This is a genomic window from Streptomyces sp. NPDC005820 (genome assembly GCF_040630255.1).
Lineage (GTDB): Bacteria > Actinomycetota > Actinomycetes > Streptomycetales > Streptomycetaceae > Streptomyces.
In genome coordinates this window covers 1-11,862 of sequence record NZ_JBEXXE010000080.1, presented here as the reverse complement: position 1 = coordinate 11,862, position 11,862 = coordinate 1, and the positions used below count along the sequence as shown (strand labels likewise).

Here is an 11,862-nt window from a genome sequence, read left to right as displayed (position 1 = left end):
CGATGCAGAGGCCGATGGAGGGTGTGCGGGTACTCGAGGTCGCCCAGTTCACCTTCGTCCCGGCGGCGGGCGCCGTGCTCGCCGACTGGGGCGCCGACGTGATCAAGATCGAGCACGCCGAGCGCGGCGACGCCCAGCGGGGACTGGTCCGGGTGCTCGGCTACGAGGCCGCCAGCAAGGGGTCGTCGTTCTTCCCGATCATGGAGGGACCCAACCGCGGGAAGCGCAGCGTCGGACTCGCCCTGGAGAAGCCGTCCGCGCGCCCGGTCCTGGAGGAGCTGATCCGGGGCAGCGACGTCTTCCTCACGAACTTCCTGCCCGAGGCCCGGGCGAAGCTGCGGATCGACGTGGAGGACGTCCGGGCGATCAACCCCGACATCATCTACGTCCGCGGCAGCGGCTTCGGCGCCCGGGGCGAGGAGGCGGCCAAGGGCGGCTACGACAGCACGGCCTTCTGGGCGCGCGGCGGCAGCGCCGCCGGAGTCACCCCGCCCGGCGCGGACCGGATGACCCGGATGCCGGCCGGCGCCTACGGCGACTCGATGGGCGGCATGACCATCGCCGGAGGTGTCGCCGCCGCCCTCTACTCCCGGGCCACCACCGGTGAACCCTGCGTCGTGGACGTGTCACTGGTCGGCGTCGGGGCCTGGGCGACCCAGTTCACGGTCAACCTGGCGCTGATGACCGGCGGCCCGCTCCCGGTCAACACCCCGCCCCGGCACGGCTCGGCCACCAATCCGCTCATCGGCGCCTACCGCACCTCGGACGGCCGCTGGATCGAACTGTCGATGCTGCAGCCGGGCCGGTACTGGGCCGAGTTCTGCAAGCTGGCCGGCCGCGAGGAACTGGGCGCCGACGAGCGCTTCGACAGCACCGAGAAGCTGATGGCCCACGCCGCCGAGGCCGCCGACATCGTCGCCGGCCTGATCGCGTCCCGCCCCTACCCGGAGTGGGTCGAGATCCTCGGCCGGGGGGAGGGGCCGTGGGCGGCCGTGCAGAACGCCTGGGAGGTCGGGCAGGACCCCGCCCTGCGCGCCAACGGCCTCATCGCCCCCGTCGTCGACGCCGACGGCATCGACCGCGAACTCGTCGCCAACCCCGTCCAGTTCGACGAGACCCCGGTGACCCTCACCCGGGCCCCCCAGTTCGCGGAACACACCGACGAGGTGCTGCGCTCGCTCGGCCTCGGTGAGGACCAGCTCATCGCGCTCAAGATCGACGGTGCGGCGACGTGACGGACGTACGGACGGACGCATGGCGAGAGGAGCCGTGATGAGCACCACGCTCGAACCCGACGGAACGCACGAAGGCCGGCCCGCCTACCGCTTCGACAACCGGCTCGGCGGACCGGTCCTCAGCCATCAGCGGCGCTGGGACGAACTCGCCGGCACCCACTCCGGGTTCCGCAGCACCCTCGCGCGCGGCTACTGGGTCGTCACGGACGGGCCGGAGGTGCAGAAGGCGCTCCAGGACTGGCGGACCTTCTCCAACAAGTCGGTGACCGCCCTGGAGCCGGACCCGAAGTTCCTGTGGATCCCCGAGATGCTGGACCCGCCCGTGCACAACGTGTGGCGGCGCCTGCTGGGCCGCTACTTCTCCCCGGGCGCCGTAGCCGCCCGGGAACCCGAGGTCCGCCAGGTCGCGGCGGAGATGATCGACGCGCTGAAGGACCTCGGCGGCGCCGACGTGCTCGACGCGTTCGCACGCCGCTTCCCGACCCTGATCTTCATGCGGCTGATGGGACTGCCCGAGGAGGACCTGCCCACCTTCCTCGACTGGACCCACGAACTGCTCCACCTCTCGCACGGCGAGGACCCGGACGGCGCCCGCCAGATGGCCGCCATGCGGGCGGTGTCGGCGTACTTCGAGGAACAGATCGCCCTGCGCCGCAGGACCCCGCGCGACGACCTGCTCTCCCACGCCATGGCCTGGACGATCGACGGCGAGCCGATCGGCGACCGGGACCTGCACGCCTTCTGCGTCCTGATGTTCCAGGCCGGCTTCGACACCGTCCCGATCTCGATCGGCTGGGCGCTCTACCACTTCGCCGCCCATCCCGAACACCGGGCGGAGATCCTCGCCGACCCCTCCCTCGTCCCGACCGGCGTCGAGGAGATCCTCCGCGTGTACTCGTTCGTCGTCCCGGCCCGCAAGGCGACCCAGGACGTCGAGATCGGCGGCTGCCCGGTCAAGCGGGGCGAGATGGTGATGCTCCCGCTCGCGGTCACCAACCGCGACCCCGGCCGGTACGACCACCCGCACCAGGTGGACCTGCACCGCGAGGCCACCAACCACATCGCGTTCGGCTCGGGCCCCCACCGCTGCCTCGGCTCGCACCTGGCCCGCCTCGAACTCAACGTCGCGGTCCAGGAGTGGCACCGGCGCATCCCCGACTACCGGATCGCGCCCGGACAGCAGCTGTGGCAGCACGGCAACATGTACGGCATCAAGTCCCTCCGGCTGGAGTGGTGAGGGACATGCCGAACCGTCCCCTCGACGCGGCGGACCTGTACCACACCGGGATCGTGGTCCCCGACGTCGACGCCTGGAAGGACCGCCTGGGCGAGGTCGCCGGCCACCGCTGGACCGAGACCCTCTCCGCCGACCTGCCGGTCCGCCTCTCCGACGGCGACCGGGTCCTCACCCTCCGGTACGCCTACTCGCTCGACGCCCCGCACATCGAACTCGTGCAGGAGATCCCCGGGACGCCGTGGACCGCGGCCCAGCACATCGCGACCCACCACCTCGGCTACTTCTGCGACGACGTCCCCACGACGTCGAAACGGCTGGAAGAGGCGGGCTTCGCACGGGAGGCCTGCGCGATCGTCGACGGAAACCCGTCGATCTTCGCCTACCACCTGGCCCCGTCCGGGCTGCGGATCGAGATCGTGGACCGCGCCCGGATGCCCGACTTCTCCGCCTACCTGCGGTCGAAGACCACCCAGTGACAGCCGAGGAAGAAACGCACGTGGCACCCACCTTCACGGTCACCTTCACCGAGGAGCACGAAGCGCTCCGCTCGACGCTGCGCCGCTTCCTCACGGACCAGGCGCCGAGCGAGGCGGTACGCCGCTCGATGGAGTCGGCGCAGGGGTACGACCCGGCGCTCTGGAGCCGGATGGCGGACGAACTCGGCCTGCACGCGATGGCGTTGCCGCAGGAGTACGGCGGCTACGGCGGCGGCCCCGTCGAACTCGGGATCGTCCTGGAGGAACTCGGGCGCGCCCTGCTGCCCTCACCGTACTTCGCGACCGTGGCCCTCGCCGGACAGGCGCTCGCCGCCTCCGACGACGACGGCGCGCGGGCGCGCTGGCTGCCGGCCATCGCCGACGGCTCGCTGACCGGCACGCTGGCCGTGGCCGAGGAGAGCGGGTCGTGGGACGTGGCCGACGTGCGGACCTCGGCCGTCCATGACGACGGCACCTGGCGGCTGTCGGGCACGAAGATGTTCGTCGTCGACGGCGACAGCGCCGATCTGCTCCTCGTCGTGGCCCGCACGGACACGGGCCCCGGGCTGTTCGCCGTGGCGGGCGACGCGGCCGGAGTCGGCCGCACCCTCCTGGAGACCCTCGACCCCACGCGCCGACTGGCACGCGTGGACCTGGACGGCGCCCGGGCCTCCCGGGTCGGCCCGCGGGGGGACGCCACGGCGTACCTGCGCACGGTGCTCGACCTCGCGGCCGTAGCCCTGGCCGCCGAACAGGTCGGCGGGGCGCAGGCCTGTCTGGACGCGGCCGTCGGGTACGCCAAGGTGCGGGTGCAGTTCGGCCGTCCCATCGGGTCCTTCCAGGCCGTCAAGCACAAGTGCGCCGACACGCTGCTGAAGGTCGAGGCCGCCCGGTCGGCGGCCCACCACGCCCTGGCCGTGGCGGCCGGGGCACCGGGCGAACTGCCGGTGGCCGCCGCACTCGCCGCGGCGTACTGCGCGGACGCCTTCACCCACGCGGCCAAGGAGAACATCCAGATCCACGGCGGCATCGGCTACACGTGGGAGCACGACGCGCACCTCCATCTGAAGCGCGCGAAGTCGTCCGAGCAGCTCTTCGGCAGCCCGGCGACGCACCGGGGGCGGCTGGCGGACCTGGTCGGAATTTCCGCGCCCATGGCGACGAAAGGCTGATCACGTGGGAATTCGCGACCGCCTGTCCCGGCTTCTCGCCGAGGCCGACGCCGACGCCGAGGCGATCGAGTACGACGGGCAGTGGTGGACCTGGGGGCAGGTCCGGCGGACCGCCCGGGAGGTCATCGCCGCGCTGGACTCGGCGGGCCTCGGGGCCGGTGCCCGCGTCGGGGTCGTCCTGGAGAACCGGCCCGAGCACATCGCCGTGGTCGCCGCGGTGATCGGCTCGGGGCGCTGCCTGGTGATGCTGAGCCCCCTGCAGCCCGCCGCACGGCTCGCCGCCGACATCGACCGCTGCACCCTGCCCGTCGTCGTCGCCGGCCCCGAACCACTCACCCGCGCGGGCGTGCTGACCGCGGCGACCGCTCAGGGAATGGCCCTGGAACTGGCCACGGACGGCGCCATACGACCGACGCACCACACGACACCCACGACGCCGACCGCCCTTGCCGCCGCCCCGGCCGCCCCTGCCGACGTACCGGCCCACGTGCCGGCCGCCGCCCCCGCCGCCCCCGGTGTCGCCGTCGAGATGCTCACCTCCGGGACCACCGGGCCTCCCAAACGTGTTCATCTGCGTATCGGCCAGCTCGACCAGGCGCTCGTCTCCGGTGGGCAGATCCCGAAGGGGGAGCGGCTGCTGTCGCGGTCGGCCTCCCTCGTGGCCGCGCCGCTGGTGCACATCGGGGGCCTGTGGCGGGCGCTCGGCTGTCTCGCGACCGGGCGCCGCATGATCCTCATGCCCAAGTTCGTCGTGGAACCGTGGGTGAGCGCCGTGGAGCGGCACCGGCTGCGGGCGGCGAGCCTGGTCCCGGCCGCCATCCGGGCCGTGCTCGACGCGGGCGTGCCGAGGGAACGGCTGGCGAGCCTGCAGGTCGTCACCTCCGGAACCGCGCCCTGCCCGGCCGAACTCGCCGACGCGTTCTTCCGCACGTACGGCATCCCGGTCCTGATGACCTACGGGGCCACGGAGTTCGCCGGCGCGGTGGCCGGCTGGACGCTGCCGCTGCACGAGCGGTGGTGGCCGCGCAAGGCGGGCAGCGCCGGACGCGCCTTCGACGGCGTCGACCTGCGGGTCACCGGCGAGGACGGCACCGAACTGCCCGTCGGCCGGACCGGCCGGCTCGAGGTCCGCACCGAACAGAGCACCCGCGGCGGCCGGGCGTGGACGCGCACCAGCGACCTCGCCCGGATCGACGCCGACCGGTTCGTGTGGATCGAGGGACGCGCCGACGACGCCATCATCCGCGGCGGCTTCAAGGTGCAGCCGGAGACGGTCCAGCGGGTGCTGGAATCCCACCCGGCCGTCCGGGAGGCCGCCGTCGCGGGACTGCCGGACGCCAGGCTCGGCGAGGTGCCGGTCGCGGCGGTCGAGGCGGAGCCGGAACAGCCCGCCCCGGACACCGCCGAACTCCTCGCCCACTGCCGGACCCGGCTCGCCCCGTACGAGGTGCCGGCACACGTCGTCGTCCTCGACGCGCTGCCCCGGACCCCGTCGAGCAAGATCAGCCGCGTGGAGCTGCTGGCCCTCGTCCGGGCCCGGATCGCGGGACACGAGCGGGTCGAGGAGGATCGGCGATGACGGACACACAGGACAAGGCCCCGGAGCTGTTCGGCGTCCTGACCGACGAGGCGGTCGAGCGCTCCCGCCGCCGTCTCGGCGTCCCCGAACCGCAGCGCAACCCCCCGCACAACTACGAGGTGACGCGGGACGGCGTACGCCACTTCGCGTACGGCTACGGCGACGACAACCCCCTCTACTGCGACCCGGAGCACGCCTCCGGCACCCGCTGGGGCGCGCTCGTCGCACCGCCGACCTTCCTCTACACGATGGGCGAGGACGCCGCCCCGGCCCCGGACGCCGCGACCAGGGCCCTGCTCAAGGGCGACCCGTTCGCCGGGCTCGGCTCGTACCAGGCGGTGATGGAGTTCGAGTGGTGGCGACCGCTGCGGCTCGGCGACCGGTGCCGGGTGCTGCAGACCCAGGTGGGGGTGCACCTCAAGCCCAGCCGGTTCGGCGGACGCACCGCGCACGTGGTCCGCGACTACCTCTACGCCAACGGGCACGGCCAGATGCACGCCCTGCGCCGGGGCACCTGGATCAACGCCGAGCGGCACACGTCGAGGAGCCGGGCCAAGGAGCGACTCGTCCAGGAGCCCTACACCCCTGGACAACTCGCCGCGATCGACGCCGCCTACGCCGCCGAGACCCGGCGCGGCGCCGAACCCCGCTACTGGGAGGACGTGGAGATCGGCGACGAGCTCCAGCCACGCGTCAAGGGACCGCTGACCACCACGGACGTGGTCGTCTGGCACCTCGGCTGGGGCATGCAGCTCACCCCGCCCGGGGCGTTCGGGATCGCCGCGAAGGTCCGCCGCAAGGTTCCCGGCCTGTACCCGCCGAACCCGCTGAACGTCCCCGACACCGTGCAGCGTCTGCACTGGGAGCCGGAGCGGGCGCGGGAACTCGGCCTGCCGAACCCCTACGACTACGGCGGTATGCGCGAGACCTGGCTGTGCCATCTGCTCACCGACTGGATCGGCGACGACGGCTGGCTGTGGAGACTCCGCTGCGAGCACCGCCGGTTCAACTACCTCGGCGACACCACCTGGGTGCGCGGCACCGTCGTCGACAAGCGGCGCACGGACGGCCGGGCCGAGGTGCACCTCGACCTGCGGTGCGAGAACCAGCGGGGCGAGATCACCACCCCCGGCACCGCCGTCGTACTGCTGCCCACCCGCGACCGCGCCGTCGACCTCCCGGCACCCCCCGCCGAGGACCTCGACGGCATGGTCGCCCATGAACTGGCCAGGTTCGCCGTGACCGGACCCTGACCGCACCCATCGAGCAGGCATCGAGCACGCATCAAGCACGCATCTAGGAGGTCGGACGTGTCGGACGAGGTGCTGGTGGAGCGCCGTGGCGCGGTCCAGGTCATCACGATCAACCGCCCGTCGAAGAAGAACGCCCTGGACGCCGCGGTGGCCGCAGGAGTCGCCGCCGCGGTGGACGAGCTCGACGAGTCGGACGAGCTGCGGGTGGGCGTCCTCACCGGAGCCGGCGGGACCTTCTCCGCGGGCATGGATCTCAAGGCGTGGCTGCGCGGCGAGACCCCCGCGATCGAGGGCCGCGGCCTGTGCGGGATCGGCATGACACCACCGCGCAAGCCGCTGATCGGCGCCGTCGAGGGCTGGGCCCTGGCCGGCGGCTTCGAACTGCTGCTCGCCTGCGATCTGGTCGTCGCCGCCCGCACCGCCCGGCTCGGGGTGCCCGAGGTGCAGCGGTCCCTGGTCGCCCGCGGGGGCGCCGCGCTCCACCTGCCCCGCCGCATCCCGTACCCCATCGCCCTGGAGCTGCTGCTGACCGGCGAGCCGATCGACGCCGAACGGGCCGCGGCCCACGGCCTGGTCAACCGGCTCACCGACGAGGGCGGCGCGCTGGACGGCGCCCTGGAACTCGCCGCGACCATCGCCCGCAACGGCCCGCTGGCGGTCGCCGCCACCAAGGAGATCGCCCGCTCCACCGTCGACTGGACCCTGGAGGAGGCCTGGGGCAAGCAGTTCGACATCGCCGAGCCGGTGTTCCGCTCACAGGACGCCCGGGAGGGCGCCGCGGCCTTCGCCGAGAAGCGCCCGCCCGTCTGGAAGGGCCGCTGACCGTGACGACGGGACCGCTCGCCGGGGTCCGGGTCGTCGAACTCGGCGGTATCGGACCGGGGCCGTTCGCCGGGATGCTGCTGGCCGACCTCGGTGCCGAGGTGGTCCGCGTGGACCGGCCCGGCCGGGCCGGCGCACCGGACGCGGGCGGACCGGCGGCCGTGCTCGACCGGGGCAAGCGGTCGGTCGTCCTCGATCTGAAGGACCCGGCCGCGACCGCCGCGCTGCTCGGCCTGGTCGAGGCCGCCGACGTGCTGATCGAGGGCTTCCGCCCCGGCGTCACCGAGCGCCTCGGCATCGGACCGCACGACTGCCTGGCCCGCAACCCCGCTCTGGTCTACGGCCGGATGACGGGCTGGGGCCAGGACGGACCGCTGTCCGCCGCCGCCGGACACGACATCACCTACATCGCGCTGACCGGCGCGCTCGGCGCCATCGGCGAGGCCGGCGGGCCGCCCCGGATCCCGCTGAACCTCGTCGGCGACTTCGGTGGCGGCGGCTGCTACCTGGTGATCGGCGTGCTGGCCGCCCTGCACACCGCCGAACGCACCGGCCGCGGCCAGGTCGTCGACGCGGCCGTCGTCGACGGCACCGCCCACCTTCTCGCCAGCACCTTCGCCAAACTCGCCCGCGACGAGTGGAGCGACGAGCGCGGCGTCAACCGCTTCGACGGCGGCTGGCCGTTCTACGCCGTGTACGGGACGAAGGACGGCCGCCATGTCGCCGTCGGCGCGCTGGAGGCCAAGTTCTACCGGACCCTGATCGACCTGCTCGGCCTCGACGTGGACCCGGCCCGCCAGCACGACCGGTCGACCTGGCCGCGGCTGCGCCGGCTGCTGACGGAGCGCTTCGCCGAGCGCACCCGGGACGAGTGGGCGGAGCTGTTCGAAGGCACCGACGCCTGCGTGGCCCCCGTGCTGAGCCTCACCGAGGCCGCCGCCCACCCCCATCTGGCCGCGCGCGGCAGCCTGGTCACCCGCGACGGAGTGGTCCAGCCCGCCGCGGCGCCCCGCTTCTCGGCGACCCCGTCGCGCCCCGGCCGCACGGCGCCGGCCGTCGGCGCCGACACCCGGGCCGTCTTCCGCGACTGGGGTGTGCGCCACCCCCGCCGCCACCCCGGTTGACACGCCGGCCGACACCCCGGTTGACACGCCGGCCGACATCCCGACCGACCCGACGAAGGAGTTGTCATGCGAGACGCCGTCATCGTCGACGCCGTACGCACCCCCATCGGCAAGCGCAACGGCTCACTGGCCGGTGTGCACGCAGCCGATCTGTCGGCCGAGGTGCTCAGGGCCCTCGTCGAGCGCACCGGCATCGACCCCGGCACGGTGGACGACGTGGTCTGGGGCTGCGTCACCCAGATCGGCGACCAGTCCAGCAACGTCGGCCGGTTCGCGGTGCTCTCCGCGGGCTGGCCCGAGCACGTCCCGGCCGTCACCGTCAACCGGGCCTGCGGCTCCAGCCAGCAGGCGGTGGACCAGGCTGCCCACGCCGTCATGTCGGGCCAGTACGACCTGGTCGTCGCGGGCGGCGTCGAGACCATGAGCCGGGTCCCGCTCGGCTCGCACCGCACCACGGGACAGCCCTACGGGCCCGGCGCGATCGCCCGCTACGACGGGGCCGAGTTCAGCCAGGGCATCGGAGCCGAACTCATCGCCGAGCGCTACGGGTTCAGCCGCGCCCGGCTCGACGAGTTCGCCGCCGCGTCGCACGCCCGGGCCGCCGCCGCGATCGACGCGGGCGTCTTCGACGACCACCTCGTGCCCGTGAAGGCCGACGGCGCCGAGCTCACCGTCGACGAGGGGCTGCGGCGCGGCACCTCGGTCGAGACGCTGGCCGGGCTCAAGCCGTCCTTCAAGGAGGACGGCGTCATCCACGCCGGGAACTCCTCCCAGATCTCCGACGGCGCCGCCGCCCTGCTCCTCACCACCCCGGAGAAGGCCCGCGCCCTCGGCCTCACCCCCCTCGCCCGCTACCACCACGGAGCGGTCAGCGGCGCGGACCCCATCACGATGCTCCTCGGCCCGATACCCGCCACCGAGAAGGTGCTGCGCCGCGCCGGGCTGACCCTCGACGACATCGGCGTGTACGAGGTCAACGAGGCGTTCGCACCCGTCCCGTTGGCCTGGCTGGCCGACACCGGCGCCGACCCCGAGCGGCTCAACCCGCTGGGCGGGGCGATCGCCGTGGGCCACCCGCTGGGCGGCTCCGGCGCGATCCTGATGACCCGGCTGCTGGCCCGGATGCGCAGCGAGAACCTCCGCTACGGCCTGCAGACCATGTGCGAGGGCGGCGGCACCGCGAACGCCACGATCATCGAGCTGCTGCGATGACCGGCGTCGAACGCCCTCTGCCCCAGCCCACCCTCGCCAGCGCCGCGTTCTGGCGCTCGGGGGCCGACGACGTCCTGCGGATCACCCACTGCGCGGACTGCGGACGGTACTTCCACCCGCCGCTGCCGGTGTGCCCCTCCTGTCGCGGCCGGGCCGTCGGCCTCGCCCCCGTCTCCGGCCGGGCGGTGGTGGTCGGCTTCAGCGTCAACCACCAGACCTGGCTGCCGAAGTTCCCCCCGCCCTACGTCGTCGCCGTGGTCGCCCTCGCCGAGGACGACCGGGCCCGCCTCACCACGAACATCGTCGGCTGCGCGCCGGACGAGGTGCACATCGGCCTGCGCGTCCGGGTGCGGTTCGAACGCCTCGACGACGACGTGCACCTGCCGCTGTTCGAGCCCGATCCGGAGGCGGCCGAAGGCCCCGGACCGCTGCCCGCGCCCCGCGAGGTGCGCGCACCGGCCAGGGCGAGCGCGCGCAAGTACGAGGACCGGGTGGCGCTGACCGGCGTGGGACAGTCCCGCGTGGGCCGGCGCCTCATGACCGACCCTCTCGCGCTGACCGTCGACGCCTGCCTGGCCGCGGTCGAGGACGCCGGGCTCGACCTCGACGAGATCGACGGGCTGTCCACCTACCCCGGGCCGAGCCCCGACGGGATGAGCGAGGGCGGCGTCACCGCGCTCACCGAGGCCCTGCAGCTGCGCCCCACCTGGGTCAACGGCGCCCGCGAGGTGCCGGGCCAGATCGGCTCGATCACCGCCGGCATGCTCGCGGTCGCCGCCGGGCTGTGCCGGCACGTGCTGTGCTTCCGCACGGTGTGGGAGTCCTCCCACGGCGCCCTGGTCCGCTCGGGCTCCTGGCAGGCCACGTCCGCCGGCCGCGCCACCGGCATGTTCGAGTTCCGGGCGCCCTTCGGGGCGATGTCGGCCGCGCAGTGGATCGGCTGCCACGCCTCGCACTACATGCACCGTTACGGCGTCGGCCGCGAGGCCCTCGGCGCCATCGCCGTCACCGCGCGGGCGGGCGCGGCACGCAACCCCGAGGCCCTGCACCGCGAACCCCTGACCCTCGACGCCTACTACGCCGCCCGGACGATCACCACCCCGTTCGGGCTGTACGACTGCGATGTGCCCTGCGACGGGGCGGTCGCCGTCGTCGTCTCCGCCGTGGAGACGGCGTACGACCGGCCGCGACCGCCCGTGCTGGTCGAGTCCGTCGGCACGGCCGTGCTCGAACGCCTCAGCTGGGACCAGGACACCCTGACCCGTCTGCCGCAGTCGCACGGTCCCTCGGCCCACCTGTGGACCCGGACCGACCTCACCCCCGCCGACGTCGACGTCGCCCTGCTCTACGACGGGTTCACCTTCAACGCCCTGTCCTGGATCGAGGGCCTCGGCTTCTGCGGGCCGGGGGAGGCGACCGACTTCATCGCCGGGGGCAGGACCATCGCCCTGGACGGCGACCTCCCCCTGAACCCGCACGGCGGCCAGCTCTCCGCGGGCCGCCTTCACGGCTACGGGTTCGTGCGCGAGGCGATGATGCAACTGCGCGGGGACGCCCACGGGCGCCAGGTCGCCGGGGCCCGGGTCGCGGTGGTGACGGCCGGCGGGGGAGTGCCGTCCGGCGCGATGCTGCTCAAGCGGGCGACGTGACGGCGTGACTAGTGCCCCGGCAGGCAACGTTTGCCCCGTCGCGACGCCCGGCACGCCCTCTCGCCGCACCGGCCGAAAGCCCAAGTACATCCAGTACGAGGGC

Annotated in this window: 10 protein-coding genes; all 10 read left to right on the top strand. The window is 73.7% G+C overall.

The window, feature by feature from the left end; genetic code table 11:
* The first annotated feature begins 2 nt into the window (after positions 1 to 2).
* The 10 genes from ABZ464_RS49535 to ABZ464_RS49490 all read left to right on the top strand — a co-directional run bounded on the left by ABZ464_RS49535 (position 3) and on the right by ABZ464_RS49490 (position 11,759).
* Positions 3 to 1,235 carry a CoA transferase gene (locus tag ABZ464_RS49535; protein WP_359289110.1) on the top strand — a complete coding sequence of 411 codons (1,233 nt, stop codon included), beginning with the start codon at positions 3 to 5 and terminating at the stop codon, positions 1,233 to 1,235.
* 37 nt (positions 1,236 to 1,272) lie between these two features.
* On the top strand, positions 1,273 to 2,472 hold the full coding sequence (locus ABZ464_RS49530) for a cytochrome P450 (RefSeq protein ID WP_359289108.1): 1,200 nt from the start codon (positions 1,273 to 1,275) through the stop codon (positions 2,470 to 2,472).
* Positions 2,473 to 2,477: 5 nt separating this feature from the next.
* Complete coding sequence (locus tag ABZ464_RS49525) at positions 2,478 to 2,948, top strand: VOC family protein (RefSeq protein WP_359289106.1); 471 nt, start codon at positions 2,478 to 2,480, stop codon at positions 2,946 to 2,948.
* A gap of 20 nt (positions 2,949 to 2,968) precedes the next feature.
* The gene (locus ABZ464_RS49520; protein WP_359289104.1) at positions 2,969 to 4,120 is read left to right on the top strand and encodes an acyl-CoA dehydrogenase family protein; all 1,152 of its coding nucleotides are present in this window, start codon (positions 2,969 to 2,971) and stop codon (positions 4,118 to 4,120) included.
* A gap of 4 nt (positions 4,121 to 4,124) precedes the next feature.
* On the top strand, positions 4,125 to 5,699 hold the full coding sequence (locus tag ABZ464_RS49515) for an AMP-binding protein (RefSeq protein WP_359289102.1): 1,575 nt from the start codon (positions 4,125 to 4,127) through the stop codon (positions 5,697 to 5,699).
* Positions 5,696 to 6,952, top strand: a complete 1,257-nt coding sequence (locus tag ABZ464_RS49510) for a MaoC family dehydratase N-terminal domain-containing protein (protein WP_359289100.1) — start codon at positions 5,696 to 5,698, stop codon at positions 6,950 to 6,952. The genes ABZ464_RS49515 and ABZ464_RS49510 overlap by 4 nt, the downstream gene beginning before the upstream one ends.
* Positions 6,953 to 7,009: 57 nt before the next feature.
* Positions 7,010 to 7,774, top strand: a complete 765-nt coding sequence (locus tag ABZ464_RS49505) for a crotonase/enoyl-CoA hydratase family protein (RefSeq protein WP_359289098.1) — start codon at positions 7,010 to 7,012, stop codon at positions 7,772 to 7,774.
* Positions 7,771 to 8,898 carry a CaiB/BaiF CoA-transferase family protein gene (locus tag ABZ464_RS49500; protein WP_359289142.1) on the top strand — a complete coding sequence of 376 codons (1,128 nt, stop codon included), beginning with the start codon at positions 7,771 to 7,773 and terminating at the stop codon, positions 8,896 to 8,898. The genes ABZ464_RS49505 and ABZ464_RS49500 overlap by 4 nt, the downstream gene beginning before the upstream one ends.
* Before the next feature lie 66 nt (positions 8,899 to 8,964).
* Positions 8,965 to 10,110, top strand: a complete 1,146-nt coding sequence (locus tag ABZ464_RS49495) for an acetyl-CoA C-acyltransferase (RefSeq protein ID WP_359289096.1) — start codon at positions 8,965 to 8,967, stop codon at positions 10,108 to 10,110.
* Complete coding sequence (locus ABZ464_RS49490; protein WP_359289094.1) at positions 10,107 to 11,759, top strand: OB-fold domain-containing protein; 1,653 nt, start codon at positions 10,107 to 10,109, stop codon at positions 11,757 to 11,759. Before ABZ464_RS49495 ends, ABZ464_RS49490 begins: the two co-directional genes overlap by 4 nt.
* The last annotated feature ends 103 nt before the right edge of the window (positions 11,760 to 11,862 follow it).